We start from the raw sequence: 14,840 nt of genomic DNA on the forward strand, positions 1-14,840 counted from the left end.
GGACTCGGCCGTTTCAGGAAAACTGCTCGATGAAGCCGGTGATGCCGGCGATGGTCAGCGGGGCTGCGAAGGCCTGATCCTCGTGGTCGCCGCCGCCGAGGCCGAGGAGATAGGCTTTCCCGTCGCGGCGGCCGAGCGTCTCGAAGAGCTGGACGCTCTGCCGATAGGACACGCAGGTATCCCGGTCGCCGTGGAGGATCAGGAAGGGCGGTGCCTCGCGACCCACATGCGTGAAGACGACTGGAGAAACGGCAAGCTCCGCATCCCGCAAGAGATGCCGGCCGAGCTGGAAGGGGGGCCAGACGCCGCTTCTCGAAAAGGACGAATGGGCGAAGCTGCCGGGCTCCGGCAGGGGCTCGCTCTGTCGCTCCGCGTCCCACTCGAGCGGGTCGGCGACCAGCGCATAGGTGATCACGCCGGCAGGCTGCCGCGCGTGGGAACGCTTCGTCAGCTTCTCCCATGCGCCGAGACCCACAAGGCTGGCCAAATGCCCGCCCGCCGACGAGCCGGCGAGGAATATGGGAAGGCCGGGATAGCGTTCGGCCGCCCATTCATAGGCGTCTCCCGCATCGTGAAGCTGCGCCGGATAAGTGGCGGCATCCGAGAGGCGATAGTCCGCCGAGAGCACCACGACGCCGTTCTTCGTGAACGGGGCGAGCCGCGGCACGGTGCCGGCCATCTCTCGCGAGCCATATCGCCAGCCGCCGCCGTGGAAATAGAGCAGGACGGCTCGCGCCGGTATGTCTGGCCGGCTGAAAACGGTCAGGAGCTGGTCGCCCTCGGGCCGCGCGGCATAGGTGAAATCCTCTGTCCGAAGCTCGGTCATCGCCGTTCTACTGCTCCAGATCCTCGATGTGCGGGAACAGGTAGTCGGCGACATAGGCCGCCTCCTGCTCCAGCGGCCAGCCGGAGAAGATGAAGGTGTCGACGCCGGGGATCTCGCGCTTGTAGCGCCGGATCGAGGCCGCCACCTCCTCGCCGCTGCCGACGAGATAGATCGAGGCTCCCTCGCCGAAGAAATCTGGCAGGCCGATGAACTCGGTCAGGCCGGCGAAGACGCCCGGCTCGATTTCGAGCTCCTCGATCGTCGGCAGGCGCTTGGCCCGGAACGCCTCGATCCAGCCCTGACGCCGGGCATCCGGCGCCGCGAAATTATAGAGATCGAACTGGCCGCCGGTGAAGAAGCGGATGCGCGTGTTGAAATCGTCGGCGAGGCGCTCGGCCCCGGCAGCCTCATAGGTCTCGTAGAAGGCTTCGCGGGCCCGCTTCGGCGTGCGGCGGACGGTGACGCTGCCGTGAATGCCTACCGACTGGAATTTCCGGCCGTGGCGCGCGGCGGCGGCATGCGCGGCCTCGATCTGTGCCTTGAGCGGTGCGAAGCCCCGCAGAAACGCTAGGTAGACTTCGACGACCTGGCCCGCGTGCTCGATCCCGCCGGGCGTCGTGCCCGCGCCCCAGAGCGGCGGATGCGGCTTCTGGAACGGGCCGAATGGCAGGGCGTTCGGGTTGTCCTGGTAGATCGGCGGGCCGGTCAGCGTCTCGCCGCCGGTTTCCGCGCGACGGTCCAGATAGGTGCCGTCATAGGTGCTGGAGCGCCCCTCGTAGAAATCCTTGAACAGGCGCCAATAGTCGGCGCTCAGCTGGTAGCGCTCGTCCTTCTTCACCGTGAAGCCGTAGGCCGAAAGCTGCCGGTCCTGGCCGTTGACGAGGTTGATCAGCAGCCGTCCTTCCGAGAGCAGATCGAAAGTCAGGGCCTGCTGCGCCAGCAGACGCGGATTGGTGAGGCCGGGATAGATCGGGATCAGGAAGCGCAGCTTCCGGGTCGCGGCGATCAGGCTGGCGACGGTGACCAGCGGGTCCGACGACGAGGTGCCGTGCAGCGCGCCGTAGAAGCCGCGCCGGTCGATGAGCTCGGCCGTGCGGATCAGGTCGTTGTGCTTGAACAGCCGGCGACCCTCCGGATGCCACGGAAAGCGGCCATCGATATGCTTCAGATACCAGAGTATGCGCGTGGTCATGTTCGGTGTTCCGGAAAGGCGGGGTCAGTAGGCGTCGACGTCGACGCCGAGCTCATGAAGCAGCCGCTCGCAGATGTCGCCGAAGCGCTTCAGCGAGCGCCGCCTCGGCGTGGGAATGTCGACGGCGAGGTCGAGCGAGATCCGTCCGTCCCTAAGCACCAGGACCCGGTCGGCCATCGCCACGGCTTCCTCGACGTCGTGGGTCACGAGCAGCGCCGCAAATCCGTGCTGCTCGCGCAGCCGCAGGCTGAGCGCCTGGATCTCGAGCCGGGTCAGGGCGTCGAGCGCGGCGAAGGGTTCGTCGAGGAGCAGGAACTCCGGCTCCTGCGAGAGGGCGCGGGCAACGCCGACGCGCTGCGCTTCGCCACCCGACAGGATGCCCGGCCACAGATCCGCATGGGCATGCAGGCCGACTTCGGCAAGCAGGCCTTCGGCCTTGCGCCGCCAATCCGGGCCGCGATGGCCGAGGGCGACGTTCTGCCAGACCTTCTTGTTGGGGACGAGCCGCGGTTCCTGGAACACGACGCTGTAGCGTCTCGAAACGCGGAACTGGCCCGCGGTCGGTTCTTCGAGGCCGCTCAGGATGCGCAGAAGCGTCGTCTTGCCGCTGCCGCTGCGCCCGAGCAACGCCACCACCTGGCCCGCCGGAATGGTGAGGTTGATGTCGTCGAGCACGGCGCGGCCATTGTAGACCTTGCCCAGGCGTTCGGTGACGACGGCCGCCGGCGCGTTCGAGGAGAGGGTCACTACCGGATCCCCTTCTTGCCGCGCCAGGGCGTCGCCAGCCGCTCGACCGTGCGGACGATCGTGTCGGCGGTCAGGCCGAGAAGCGCGTAGATGAAGACGACCAGGAAGATGAGATCCGTCTGGAAATAGGCCATGCCCTTCGAGGCCAGATAGCCGAGGCCGAGCTTCGCGTTGATCGCTTCGGCGAAGACCAGCAGGATCAGGGCCGTTACCGAGGCGATGCGCAGGCCCTTGAAGATGAAGGGGGCGGCGGCGGGCAGGATGATGCCGAAGATGGTCTGGAACTTGCCGAGCCGGAAGATCTGCGCGACCTCCAGCAGCTTCTTGTCGACGTTGCGCAGGCCGGTGAAGGTATCGACATAGAGCTGCGGCGCGGTCGCGAGCACGATGACCAGCACTTTCGGCAGCTCGCCGAAGCCGAACCACACGACGAAGAGCGGCAGCAGCGAGGAGAGCGGCATCGACCGGAACAGCTGGATGCTCGGGTCGATCAGGCGCTCGACCGGACGAAAGAAGCCGCTCGCCACGCCGAGCGCGATGCCGGCCGAACTGCCGATCGCAAGGCCGAGCGTAGCCCGCTGGATCGAGATCGAAAGATGCTCCCACAGCGTGCCGGCGGCGTAGAGGTCATAGGCGCGGCGAAACACCAGCTGTGGCGAGGAATAGACGCGGACGTTGATATGGCCGGTCTCGGCGGCCCAGCCCCACCAGAGCAGGATGGCGACGGGGATCAGCACGCCGACTAGGCCGCGCAGGATCGGCTTGAGCAGGCGGCTTGCGCGGGATGGCTCCCAGGGCGCGAGCCTGACGCCGGCCTGAGCGGCGGGCTCCGGAAGAGACAGCGACACGGAAAACGTCCTTTCTTCGGATGCATCCGCCGGGGAGGGAGGATGCATCCGGGAGCCTCAGTATTGGTAGTCGACGCTGTTCAGCAGCTTGTTGTAGCGATCGTCGAACGTGACGGTGATGTCCTCGATCGGGCTGATGTCGCCGTTTTCCGCCAGCACATCGGCCGACTTGCGAACGCCCTTGAGCAGCGCGTCGTTGAAGTTGATCGAGGCCGTGCCCTTGTGCCGGCTGACGATGAAGTCCGCGAGGTCAGGCGGAAGCTGGCCCACCTTGATGAAAGCCTCGCGCGCCTTGTCGGGATGGGCGCCATACCACTCGGATTCGAACTTGTTGTAGCGGACGAGATAGTCGCGGATCCGGGCTTCCTTCACCGGGTCGGCGAGGTCGGCGGAACGCGCGGCGAAGCCGTAGAAAACGGCAACGCCGAGATCGTCGGACGAGTAGATCACCTTCGCGTCGCCGGATTGCAGCAGGTCGGCGATGTCGTCGGCAAACGCCGTCAGGACCTGCGCCTGGCCGCTGTGGAAGGCGGCGATGTTGGTGCCGTAATTGTCGTTTTCGAGCGGGGTGATGTCGTTGTGGGTAAGGCCGGCGGCCTTCAGCGATGCGAGGTAGACGGTCGGCGTGTCGCCGCCGACGCTGAAGGCCCAGCTCTTGCCCTTGAGGTCGGCGGGGCTGGCGACGCCGGCATCCGTGCGCGCCGCGGTGACCACCTTCGGGATGTCGCGGATCGGCGGCGGCGAGAAGCCGGCGATGACCTTGATCGGCGCGGTCTGCGCCGTCCAGGCCGGCGTTTCGGCGGCCTGCTGGCGCAGCGCGGTCGTGGCGCCATAGAAGGCGACGTCGATCGTGCCGGCGTTGAGGGCCGCAACCTGCTCGCCGAACGGGGTCTTCGCGGCTTCGATGATGTAGGGAGCGTCGTCGAACAGGCCAGACTGCCTGGCAAGTTCCGTGATCGCCGGGTCGAACGAACCGACCTTGAGCACCGGCTTCCCGTCGGCGGCGTGGGCCGCTGCGACAAGGCCGAGCGCGCCGGCCAGCGCCAGGAGAGATACGCCTAGGGTTCTCATGTTCATTGGGGTCCTTTTGTCCTCGCATGCGCGGAATACGGCCGTTCGCGGCGGCGAACTCGGCGCCAGCTGATCCGATCCAGGCTGGGCTAAGCATCGGATAAGCGAGCAAAAACGCCCCGAAAAGATCATGCGAGGAACGAATGACGTCATGAATTTCAGGAGGTTAGTGAATTTCGTTTCACTACAGGCGGGTCCTGCGAGACGGACTTTGCTCGACCCAAAGTCGCGACGCGTTATCATGCTGGAGAACGCCGAGGTCTTGAAAACCGGCAGGCGGCGCATCCTCGGACCGAGCCGCGAAATATTCGGCTTTATCCGCAAATCCGACGGCCAAAGGCTCCCATGGACATCGATCATCTGCGCCTTTTGCGCGAACTGGCGCGCCACAGGTCCGTCTCCGGCGCGGCCGGCGCGCTGGGCCTCACCCAGTCCACAGCGTCCAAGCAACTCCTGTTGCTGGAGAAGGAGGCAGGCCGGCGGCTGGCGGAGCGTTCGTGGCGCGGGGCGTCCCTTACGCCGGATGGGGAGCGCCTGCTTGCGCATGCCGAGATCATCCTCGATCAGCTGGACCTGGCGGCGCATGAGCTGCAATCGATCGCCGATCGCTCGAAAGGCGCGATATCGCTTGCGGCGTTCGACGGGGCTGTCGCCAGCTTCGTTCCGACCGCCATCCGGGCGACCAGCCAGAGGATCGCAGGGGCGGCGGTAAAGCTCGTGGTTGCCGAGCCCGGCGCCGCGGAAGCGGCGTTCGGCAAGGGCGAAGTGGATGTCGGCCTGGTGCTGAGGGAGACGGCGCAGGCGGCGCACGGGAACGACGGCCGGACGCGGCTGCAGCCGCTCTTTCATGAAAATCTGCTATGCGCCGTTCCATCGGGCCATCCGATTGCCGCGCGGGCCTTCGTCGAGCTCGCCGATGTCGAGCACGAGGCCTGGACCTTCGCCGCCATTGACGGATGTCCGCTCTATGCGGAGTTCTTCGACGCCTGCTCCCGGGCGGGCTTCGAGCCCGAATGCAAGTTTCTGATCGAGGATCTGTCGACGCGGCTTGGCGTCGTGGCGTCCGGCGCCGCGTTCACGATCATTCCGGAACTCATGGTGAGCCACATACCGGAAGGCGTCGCGCTTCGCCCGTTCGGCAATCCCATCCAGACGGTGGTCGCCGCCGTGACCTCGGCGCGTCCGTCGAAAACGCGCGACATCCTGGTCGAGGAACTGATCAACGCGGCAAACGCCCGGCGTCTGCAGATCTCGAGAAAATCCGGATCGACGAACGTGACATTCGCCAACTTCGCCTGAGGTTGGGCGGCCGCTTTCACGCATCGAGGCCTCGACCGAATGGGGAGAGACCTCGATGCGCGGACGGCGTCGCGAACTAGTCCTGCGAGGGCAGGAGCAGGAACTTCTCTCCCGTCGCCTTGCGCTGGTAGGCGCGGATGACGGCGGGGTCGAGCGCCTCGGTCATCGTGATCTCGCGCGTATAGGGGCTGGCGAAGGTCGTGGTGATTTCGTTCGCGACACGCTCGCGGAGCTTCAGCTCCTCTTCGCGGCCGATCCGCTTCAGGTGGTAGAACAGCAGCCAGCCGCCCATCCCCCAGGCCATGCCGGGGCTGGACGGCAGCACCGACGGCGACCGGTCGAGCCGGCCGTAGACATAGACCTGCTTGTGCACCGGCGAGCCATAGGGCGTCGTCGGCGGGGTCTTGGCGACGAGCGCCGCCTCCATGGCGCCAAGGATCTGCCCGGCGAGCGGGCCGCCGCCGATGGCGTCGAACGCCAGCGTCGCGCCGGTCTCGCTGACCGCCGCGATCAGCTGCTCGTGGAAGTCGGGATCGGTGGAGTTCAGGATATGCTTTGCGCCGATCGCCTGCAGGATCGCCGCCTGATCCTGGCTGCGCACGATGTTCACCAGCTCGACGCCGTCGGCGATGCAGAGCTTGTTGAGCATCTGGCCGAGATTGGACGCGGCGGCGGTGTGCACCAGTGCGCTGTGGCCTTCGAGCCGCATGGTCGACAGCATGCCGAGGGCGGTCAGCGGGTTGACGAACGCCGCCGCGCCCTGCTTGGCGGTGACGCCTTCGGGGAAGGCCAGGACGTCGTCCGCGTTAACCTTCCGGTAACGTGTGAACATCGATCCACCCAGCGCGCCGACGACCTTGCCGATCAGGTGGCGGGCATTCTCGCCGGCGGCGATCACTTCGCCCGCGCCCTCATTGCCCATCGCCAGAGACTTGCCGATACGGGGCGCGGCGAAGGCGGCGGCCTGCGGCGGGATCTTCGCCGTCGCGACCGGCCTGCCCGATGATGCGTCGGCGGTGAACGTCGTGACGTCGGCCGGCCCCAGCAGCGTGCCGAGGTCGGACGGGTTGATCGGCGCCGCATCGACGCGAAGGATGACCTCGTCGGGACCGGGATCGCCGACCGGCACGTCCTCGAGCGTCAGCCGCAATTCGCCATCCGGCGTGACCAGCGAACGCAATTCCAGCGAAGTGAAGCTCATAGCAACTCCCAGAGTTCCGGATGAGGGCACCGTTGCGCCCTTCCTTCAGGATGACCCGCTCGCAGCGATCAACCGCGAGTAGCCGCCCCGTATATGGGGGTGACGCTTGCCGGGGTGAGGGGAGCCGACAAAAAAGCCCCTGCCGCTCAAATCCGGCAGGGGCCTCTTCGTGCTGGAGACGCGACGAGGCGTCCCGATTTCGATGCCGTCGCGGCGGATCAGGCTGCCAGCTTGTTGTCGAGATAGAGCTGCAGGGTTTCGCGCGAGCCCTTCTCCCAAAGGGTCTTCAGGGCGTGCGCGAAGCGCTTGCGGAAGAGCTCGGATTTCGTCACTTCGCCGAAGATGTCGTCAAAAACGAGGAACGCGTCCGGATCGTCCTTCGCCTTCAGTGCGGCGGCATGCAGCCGGTCGGCGTTCGGGTCATTCAGGGCGATCTCCTTGCCGCTGTCGGTGGTGCCGGCGAGATAGCGGCACCAGAGGGCGGAGACGAGGGCCAGCCCGACGACGTCGCGGCCTTGGCGCAAGTTGTCGAGCGTCGAGGGCAGGATGAACTTGGGCTGGCGGTTCGAGCCGTCCTGGGCGAGCCGCGGGATGGTGTCGGCGATCTTCGGATTGCGGAAGCGCCGCTCGATCAGGCCGAAATAGTCGGTGAGCGAGGTATCCGGCACCGGCGGCACGATCGGGATGATCTCGTCAGTCTCCAGCTTGGCGAGGAAGGCGCGAACCAGCGGATCCTCCATCGCCTCATGCACGAAATGGATATCCATCAGCGCCGCCGGATAGGCGATCGCCGCGTGCCCGCCGTTCAGGATGCGGATCTTCATGTGCTCGTAGGGCGTGACGTCGGGAACGAAGGTGACGCCGACCTTTTCGAGCGCCGGGCGGCCGTTGGTGAACTTGTCCTCCAGCACCCACTGCTTGAATTCCTCGCAGAAGACCGGCCAGTTGTCCTCGATGTCGAACTGGTCCCGGAGGAAGTCGATCTCGCGCTGGCTGGTCGCCGGCGTGATGCGGTCCACCATGCCGTTCGGGAACGAGACGTTCGCCTTGATCCAGTCGGCGAAGGCCGGATCGGAGAGCCGCGCCGTGCCGATGACGGCGTTGGCGGTGACGACGCCATTATGGGGGATGTTGTCGCAGGACATGACGGTGAAGGGGACGAGGCCCTTCTCGCGGCGCGCCTTCAGGCCGGCGACGATCAGGCCGAACACTGTCTTCGGGGCGGCCGGGTTCTCGCCGTCGGCGGCGATCGCCGGATGCGCCGGATTGAACTTGCCGGATGCGTCGATGAAATAGCCGCCTTCGGTAATTGTCATCGAGACGATCCGGATGGCAGGATCGGCGAGCTTCGCGATGGTCGCCGCCGCATCGCCGACCGGCAGGATGTCGATCATCGGCGCGGTGACGCGCGCCGCCGTCCGGTTGTTGTCCTGCTCGACGACGGTCGTGAGAAAATCCTGCGCGGCGAGCTTCTCGCGCATGGTGACGTCCGACGGCAGCACGCCGGCGCCGATGATCGCCCAGTCATGGTCCTCGCCGGCGTTGAAGAGATCGTCGAGATAGACCGCCTGGTGGGCGCGGTGGAAATTGCCGACGCCGAAATGCACGATGCCGGCTTTCAGCGATGCCCGGTCATAGGCCGGGATCGTCGCCGTCCGCGCAACCTCTCCGAGGGCTGCTGCAACCAACTTCACTGCCATTATGTGTCCTTTCGCGATGGCGGCATGCAGCCAGCGCAAGTTACCGTTTCATGGGGGAGGCCACGGGAGAGCGACAATGTAGCCAGCGTCTACAAAGCTGTGGCTCGCGTGACCGGGATCAAGCGGGGGGCTTTGGTTATTGGGCATTGGGGAGGCGATGGGCACCGCGGACGGCGTCGACGAACGCAGCGCCGCCCATCGCCTCGTTGCATTTTACGGCGCGAGTTCCGCCGACTTGGCCCAGAGGTTGATGTCGGCCTCCTTGGCGTAGGCGTCGATGTCCCGAAGCTCTTCCGCCGAGAACTCGAGATTGTCGAGCGCCTTGACGCAATCGACGATCTGCGAGGAACGGCTGGCGCCGATCAGCGCCGAAGTCACCCGGTCGCCGCGCAGGACCCAGGCGATCGCCATCTGCGCCAGCGTCTGGCCGCGCTTTTCGGCAATCTCGTTGAGCTTGCGGACGTTGTCGATGACGGAAGGACGGATGAAGTCCTTCTTCAGGAAGTGGTTCTGCGCCGCGCGGCTGTCCTCGGGGATGCCGCCGAGATACTTGGTCGACAGCATGCCCTGCGCCAGTGGCGAGAAGACGATCGAGCCCATGCCGACCTCGTCGAGCGTGTCGAGAAGCTTGTCGTCCTCGATCCAGCGGTTGAGCATCGAATAGCTCGGCTGGTGGATCAGGCAGGGCGTGCCGAGATCCCGGAGGATGGCGGCCGCCTCGCGGGTGCGGTGCGAATTATAGGAGGAGATGCCGACATAGAGAGCGCGGCCGGAGCGGACGATGTGGTCCAGCGCGCCGCAGGTCTCCTCCAGCGGGGTCTCCGGGTCGAAGCGGTGGGAATAGAAGATGTCGACATAGTCGAGGCCCATGCGCTTCAGGCTCTGGTCGCAGGAAGCGATCAGATATTTGCGGCTGCCCCATTCGCCATAGGGGCCGGGCCACATGTCGTAGCCGGCCTTGGACGAGATGATGAGCTCGTCGCGCAGACCCGCGAAATCGGTGCGCAGGATCTCGCCGAAGGCGATCTCGGCGGTGCCGGGGGGCGGGCCGTAATTGTTGGCGAGATCGAAATGGGTGATGCCGAGGTCGAAGGCGGTGCGGCACATGTCGACCTTGCGGTCATGCGGCGTGTCGTCGCCGAAATTGTGCCAGAGGCCGAGCGAGACCGCCGGCAGCTTCAGGCCCGAGCGGCCCGTGCGGTTGTACTTCATCTTCGAATAGCGGTCGGATGCCGGTTGCCAGCTCATGTTTCCATTCCTGAAAGAGGACGAGGGACCCGTTCGGGGTCCCTCGCCGGACCTTCAAAGCTGGGAGGCTCTTCGAAGGTTACCGTTCCTGGTCAGTCATACCAAATCCGGCGGGGCATCGTCTGCGACTATCCGCGCTTGTCGTTCCAGGCTTTGAGCTTGACGAAGAAATCCTTGAGGATCGGATCGCGGTGAATCCTGTGGACATAGCGCATCGGGTGACGGCCGCGGTCGACGCTCCAGGTCACCTGGTCGGTGAGAACCGGCGTCGGAACGATGACGCTGTCGCACCAGCTCGGATCGATCAGCCAGGCGACGGGCGCCATGTCCCAGATCTCCTTGGACCAGCCGAGATGATCGTCGGAATATTCCTTGTAGCGCTGCGCCAGGAAGCGGCCGATGTCGCCATGCGGCTCGACATAGCGCTCGATCTCGGCAACCGTGCTGAGGAGATGGGAAACGACGCCCATGCAGGGGAACAGCACGACGGGGACGCCGCTGTCGAACAGCACCTGCGCGCCGCCGACATCCTGCTTCAGGTTGAATTCCCGAACATCCGGCCATTCCAGCGCATGGCCGCCGAGCCAGACGACGACGATCCGGTCGACGATGTCGGGGGCCTTCAGGATCGCCGAGGCGACGTTGCTGATCGCGGCGATCGCGATCACGTAGAGCGGCGCGTCGGGCGTGCTGGCGCGGGCGCGCGCGATCAGATCATCGACGGCCGGCGCCTCGCGAACCACCTTCTGCGGCCCGACATACTCGGTCACGCCCTTGTAGACGAGGCCTTCCGGGCTGACGTCCATACGCTCGAGCAGGCGCAGGATCTCGTCATAGCTGAGCTCCATCCCGTGACCGGCGTCGTTCGAACGGTCATTGTGGAACGGCGCGGCGTAGATCGCCTGCAGGTCCAGGCGATCCGAAGACAACAGCAACTGCACGATCGCGAACTGGTCATCGATCTCGTTGAAGGTATCGGTGTCCAGGACACACTTCACACGGCCAGAAGGCGCCTCCAGCAAACGCAAGTGGTCGGCGTAGTCCAGCACTGTCATGCACGTTTCTCCCTGATGCGAGGCTCGGGCCGCGCGCGAACGGCTTTGCCGTCGCTGGCGGTGAACAGGTAAATGTCTTCGGTTTTCGCGGTGATCCGGACGGTGTCGCCAGGCTCCAGCATCACCATCCCCTCGAGCACGACGGTCACGGACTGCCCGAACACATCGACGACGAGATGCGTCTGCGAACCCGTCTGGTCGACCTGGCTCACGACGGCGGGCAATCCTGCCTCTTCCGTCAGGGTGATGTGCTCGGGGCGCAGCCCGATCTCGACGGCCGTTCCTTCCGGCAGATCGGCGACCGCCACCTGGGGGAGGGCGTCCGCCGACTGCGGCACGACCGCCTTGCCGTTCACCACCTTGCCGGCCAGGAAGTTCATGGCCGGCGAGCCGATGAAGCCGGCGACGAACCGGTTGGCCGGGTTGCTGTAGAGCTCGATCGGCGTGCCGATCTGCTCGATCTTGCCGCCGTTCAGCACGGCGATGCGATCCGCCAGCGTCATCGCTTCGATCTGATCATGCGTGACGTAGATCGAGGTCGTGCGGACCTTCTGGTGCAGCGCCTTGATCTCGGCGCGCATCAGGACGCGCAGCTTCGCGTCGAGGTTGGACAGCGGCTCGTCGAACAGGAAAACGCCGGGGTTGCGGACGATGGCGCGGCCCATGGCCACGCGCTGCCGCTGTCCGCCCGACAATTGCGACGGGCGGCGATCCATGATCCCGTCGATCTGCAGCAATTGCGCGGCGTCGTTGACGCGCTTCTCGATGTCGGCCCTGGCGATCCCGGACAGGCGCAGGTTGAGCGACATGTTCTCGCGCACCGTCATGTGCGGGTAGAGCGCGTAGTTCTGAAACACCATCGCGATGTTGCGCTGCTTCGGGTCGAGCGAATTGACGACCTTGCCATCGAACTCGATCTCGCCGGAGGTCGCGGTTTCCAGCCCCGCGATCATCCTGAGCAGGGTCGACTTCCCGCAGCCCGACGGGCCGACGAGGGCGAGAAACTCGCCCTGCCTGACGGTCAGATTGACGCCCTGGACGACCTCGACCCGACCGAATGACTTCTTGAGATTGCGCAGCTCGACGGCACTCAAAGCATGTCCTCCCTGTCCCCTCCCATGGGGCCTCCGCTTGCCTCGTACGGATCGCAAACGACCGTCCGCATGGCAGCAAAAGTATTGTGGTCACGTGTGCAGTATGTACAAATGCCGGATGACGAGGGTCAAGAGAAAGAATCCATGGGCGATAAAAAAGAGGGCAGGGTCCGCGCGATCGATGTCGCGCGACTGGCCGGGGTCAGTCGCTCGGCTGTCTCCCGGACATTCACGCCCGGCGCCTATGTGTCCGATGCGACAAGAGCCAAGGTGCTCCGCGCCGCGCAGGCCCTGACCTACTATCCAAACGCCATGGCGCGCTCGCTGACGACGCAGAGGAGCGGCATCGTCGGCGTCATATCCGCGGACCTGCAGAACCCCTTCTACGCCCTCACGCTGGAACGGATCGGCGGCGCCCTGCAGGGGCAGGGGCTCGCGCCGCTGGTTCTGTTTGGCGATGAAACCAGCACGAAAGCCCAGATTTCGCAGATCCTTTCCTACCGGGTCGACGCGCTGATCGTGACGAATGCGGTGCTGTCTTCCCGGCTCACCGAGACCGTCAGCCGGATGAAACTGCCGGTCGTGGCGGTCAATCGCTACTTTCCGCAGGACTGGATCACGTCGATCACCTGCGACAACATCCACGCCGCCGGTTCCGTCGCCGATCACCTGCACGGTGTGGGGTCGACGCGGATTGCGCTGGTCACCGGCAAGGCAGACACGTCGAGCAGCCGGGACCGGGAGGCGGGGTTCCTTCGCGCACTGGTGGAGCGCGGCGCCGCCCCGATCGCCATCGAAACCGGCGACTACAGCCATGACAGCGGCGTCCTCGCCGGCCGAAGCCTGCTCGAGCGGGCAGTCGCGCCCGACGCGGTCTTCTGTGCCAACGACCTGATGGCCATGGGCGTCGTCGACGTCGCGAGAAGCGAGTTTGGCCTGCGCGTTCCCGAGGATCTCAGGGTCGCGGGTTTCGACAATTCCGCGGTCGGTTCCTGGCAATCCTACAGCCTGACGACGGTCGATCAGAACATTCCGCAAATGATTGATTTAGCCGTCGAAATCGTCCTTCGGCAGTTGCGCGGCGACGGCGGGCCGACCGGCCAGCACCTCCAGGTCAAGGGAACGCTGATCGTTCGGCACTCGACGTCATCGCCCATCTGACCGGTTGACAGCGACGGGGCCAAATGCAAATCGTGGATATGCACATGTGTGCATACTGAGGAGGAAAGACATGGGAAACATCAGAACACTGTCGGGCGCGCTGGTTGGCCTGGTGACGCTTGTCGCCGCCGGAACCGTGCAGGCCCAGCAGACGACCATCACGCTGCTCACCGCCGAACGTGAAGACACGATGCAGCCGGTCATCGATGGCTTCGAGAAGCTTCATCCCGATATCAAGGTCGTGCACCAGTCCGTGCCCTTCAACGACCTGAACGCGGCCGTCGAGTCGCGCATCGGCCAGGGCGACTCGGGCATCGACGTCATCGCCGCCGACACGCCCCGCATTCCCGCCTTCGCGGCCAAGGGCTATCTCAAGGATCTCAGCGAGCGCGCGGACCAGATCAAAGCCGGGGCGCCAAACCCGGTCGACATCGAGCAGGTCTCCTTCGACGGCAAGATCTTCGCCTATCCGATGTGGACATCGACGCAGATGCTCTACTTCAACCGCGACCTGCTCAAGAAGGCCGGCGTCGAGCTGCCCTCGGGCGATGTCGACAAGCGCCTGACCTGGGACCAGGTCGTCGAGGCCGCGAAGGCGGCGCAGAAGGCCGGCGCCAAGTGGGGCCTCGAATTCCAGCAGTTCGACCGCTACTACCAGCTGCAGGCTCTGTTCGAGTCCGCCGGCGCGGGTTCGGGCCTGACGGGCGACGGCCTCCTGAAGTCGGATGTCGGCAGCGAGGCCTGGGCCAAGACGGCCAAGTGGTATGGCGATCTCTTCGCCGACGGCGTCGCGCCGCGCGGCGTGACCCCTGAGCAGACCGACGACCTGTTCTTCAACGGCGAGGTCGCGTTCCTGGTCGGCGGTCCCTGGTCGATCCATCGCTTCGAGGCCGCCAAGGGTCTCGACTATGGCGTCGCCCCGCATCCCTACTTCAAGGACGGCAAGCCGGTGACGGCGACGGGCTCGTGGGCGCTGGCGATCAACCCGAACACGACCAAGCTCGAAGCGGCGCAGGCGTTCGCCGAATACGCTTCGCTGAGCGGCGAGGGCAACTACCTGACGACGGCCAACAATCCGGTTCCCCCCACCAATCCGGATGCCTTCAAGACCTATGCCAAGAACATGGAGGCGCTGGAGCCGAAGATCGGTCCGGTCGTCGAGCTGATCAATTCGGAGCTCAAGAACACCGCCGTCGGTCGTCCGCGCACCACAGGCTTCGTCGCGTTCGAAACCGTCATGAACAAGTCGTTCGCCGACATCCGCAACGGTGCGGACGCCGCCGATACGCTGAAGGCGGCAGACCGGCAGATTGACAGGCAGCTCTCGCGCCTCAAGTAATCGCGGTTTTTGATTGGCGGGAGGTGCCAATGCATCTCCCGCCCTTCGGGATAGGATCA

13 protein-coding genes are annotated in these 14,840 nt (G+C 65.5%); 3 read left to right on the forward strand and 10 right to left on the reverse strand.

Annotation, left to right across the window (positions count from 1 at the left end; genetic code table 11):
• Positions 1-13: 13 nt before the first annotated feature.
• From AC6HZP_RS06550 to AC6HZP_RS06570, 5 genes are read right to left on the reverse strand one after another with little or no spacing between them, the layout of a single operon-like run.
• Entirely contained in the window at positions 14-880 is an 867-nt protein-coding gene (locus AC6HZP_RS06550; protein ID WP_497525892.1) for an alpha/beta hydrolase fold domain-containing protein, read from the reverse strand.
• On the reverse strand, positions 834-2,018 hold the full coding sequence (locus tag AC6HZP_RS06555; RefSeq protein WP_497525893.1) for an LLM class flavin-dependent oxidoreductase: 1,185 nt from the start codon (positions 2,016-2,018) through the stop codon (positions 834-836). The genes AC6HZP_RS06550 and AC6HZP_RS06555 overlap by 47 nt, the downstream gene beginning before the upstream one ends.
• 24 nt (positions 2,019-2,042) lie before the next feature.
• Positions 2,043-2,765 (reverse strand): ABC transporter ATP-binding protein, encoded by a 723-nt coding sequence (locus AC6HZP_RS06560; protein WP_497525894.1) that lies wholly within the window; start codon positions 2,763-2,765, stop codon positions 2,043-2,045.
• A complete protein-coding gene (locus AC6HZP_RS06565; RefSeq protein ID WP_497525895.1) occupies positions 2,765-3,613 on the reverse strand; it encodes an ABC transporter permease in 849 nt (282 codons plus the stop codon). Before AC6HZP_RS06565 ends, AC6HZP_RS06560 begins: the two co-directional genes overlap by 1 nt.
• A 57-nt stretch (positions 3,614-3,670) precedes the next feature.
• Complete coding sequence (locus AC6HZP_RS06570) at positions 3,671-4,690, reverse strand: PhnD/SsuA/transferrin family substrate-binding protein (protein WP_497525896.1); 1,020 nt, start codon at positions 4,688-4,690, stop codon at positions 3,671-3,673.
• A gap of 339 nt (positions 4,691-5,029) precedes the next feature.
• On the opposite strand from AC6HZP_RS06570, the gene AC6HZP_RS06575 reads away from it, so the two are divergent.
• The gene (locus tag AC6HZP_RS06575) at positions 5,030-5,983 is read left to right on the forward strand and encodes a LysR family transcriptional regulator (protein WP_497525897.1); all 954 of its coding nucleotides are present in this window, start codon (positions 5,030-5,032) and stop codon (positions 5,981-5,983) included.
• Positions 5,984-6,059: 76 nt separating this feature from the next.
• Here AC6HZP_RS06575 and AC6HZP_RS06580 read toward each other — a convergent pair whose 3' ends face one another.
• The 5 genes from AC6HZP_RS06580 to AC6HZP_RS06600 all read right to left on the reverse strand — a co-directional run bounded on the left by AC6HZP_RS06580 (position 6,060) and on the right by AC6HZP_RS06600 (position 12,281).
• Positions 6,060-7,184, reverse strand: coding sequence for a zinc-binding dehydrogenase (locus AC6HZP_RS06580; RefSeq protein WP_497525898.1), 1,125 nt, complete (start codon positions 7,182-7,184; stop codon positions 6,060-6,062).
• Between the two features lie 218 nt (positions 7,185-7,402).
• Positions 7,403-8,884 (reverse strand): mannitol dehydrogenase family protein, encoded by a 1,482-nt coding sequence (locus AC6HZP_RS06585; RefSeq protein ID WP_497525899.1) that lies wholly within the window; start codon positions 8,882-8,884, stop codon positions 7,403-7,405.
• 213 nt (positions 8,885-9,097) lie between these two features.
• Positions 9,098-10,132 carry an L-glyceraldehyde 3-phosphate reductase gene (gene mgrA, locus AC6HZP_RS06590; RefSeq protein WP_497525900.1) on the reverse strand — a complete coding sequence of 345 codons (1,035 nt, stop codon included), beginning with the start codon at positions 10,130-10,132 and terminating at the stop codon, positions 9,098-9,100.
• Positions 10,133-10,260: 128 nt separating this feature from the next.
• Positions 10,261-11,187: a nucleoside hydrolase gene (locus tag AC6HZP_RS06595; protein WP_497525901.1), complete on the reverse strand. Its 927-nt coding sequence runs from the start codon at positions 11,185-11,187 to the stop codon at positions 10,261-10,263.
• Positions 11,184-12,281: an ABC transporter ATP-binding protein gene (locus AC6HZP_RS06600; RefSeq protein WP_497525902.1), complete on the reverse strand. Its 1,098-nt coding sequence runs from the start codon at positions 12,279-12,281 to the stop codon at positions 11,184-11,186. Before AC6HZP_RS06600 ends, AC6HZP_RS06595 begins: the two co-directional genes overlap by 4 nt.
• A 144-nt stretch (positions 12,282-12,425) precedes the next feature.
• Here AC6HZP_RS06600 and AC6HZP_RS06605 point away from each other — a divergent pair, with 144 nt between their 5' ends.
• On the forward strand, positions 12,426-13,442 hold the full coding sequence (locus tag AC6HZP_RS06605; RefSeq protein ID WP_497525903.1) for a LacI family DNA-binding transcriptional regulator: 1,017 nt from the start codon (positions 12,426-12,428) through the stop codon (positions 13,440-13,442).
• 70 nt (positions 13,443-13,512) lie between these two features.
• Positions 13,513-14,781 (forward strand): sugar ABC transporter substrate-binding protein, encoded by a 1,269-nt coding sequence (locus tag AC6HZP_RS06610; protein ID WP_497525904.1) that lies wholly within the window; start codon positions 13,513-13,515, stop codon positions 14,779-14,781.
• Positions 14,782-14,840: the final 59 nt, after the last annotated feature.

Source organism: Kaistia sp. SLG-1, from assembly GCF_059699055.1.

What these genes read in the sequence shown, in the direction of transcription:
- AC6HZP_RS06550 (WP_497525892.1), bottom strand. Translation starts at nt 880, where the DNA reads ATGTCGCCGACTACCTGTTCCCGCACATCGAGGATCTGGAGCAGTAGA.
- AC6HZP_RS06555 (WP_497525893.1), bottom strand. Translation starts at nt 2,018, where the DNA reads ATGACCACGCGCATACTCTGGTATCTGAAGCATATCGATGGCCGCTTT.
- AC6HZP_RS06570 (WP_497525896.1), bottom strand. Translation starts at nt 4,690, where the DNA reads ATGAACATGAGAACCCTAGGCGTATCTCTCCTGGCGCTGGCCGGCGCG.
- AC6HZP_RS06575 (WP_497525897.1), top strand. Translation starts at nt 5,030, where the DNA reads ATGGACATCGATCATCTGCGCCTTTTGCGCGAACTGGCGCGCCACAGG.
- AC6HZP_RS06580 (WP_497525898.1), bottom strand. Translation starts at nt 7,184, where the DNA reads ATGAGCTTCACTTCGCTGGAATTGCGTTCGCTGGTCACGCCGGATGGC.
- AC6HZP_RS06585 (WP_497525899.1), bottom strand. Translation starts at nt 8,884, where the DNA reads ATGGCAGTGAAGTTGGTTGCAGCAGCCCTCGGAGAGGTTGCGCGGACG.
- mgrA (WP_497525900.1), bottom strand. Translation starts at nt 10,132, where the DNA reads ATGAGCTGGCAACCGGCATCCGACCGCTATTCGAAGATGAAGTACAAC.
- AC6HZP_RS06595 (WP_497525901.1), bottom strand. Translation starts at nt 11,187, where the DNA reads ATGACAGTGCTGGACTACGCCGACCACTTGCGTTTGCTGGAGGCGCCT.
- AC6HZP_RS06605 (WP_497525903.1), top strand. Translation starts at nt 12,426, where the DNA reads ATGGGCGATAAAAAAGAGGGCAGGGTCCGCGCGATCGATGTCGCGCGA.
- AC6HZP_RS06610 (WP_497525904.1), top strand. Translation starts at nt 13,513, where the DNA reads ATGGGAAACATCAGAACACTGTCGGGCGCGCTGGTTGGCCTGGTGACG.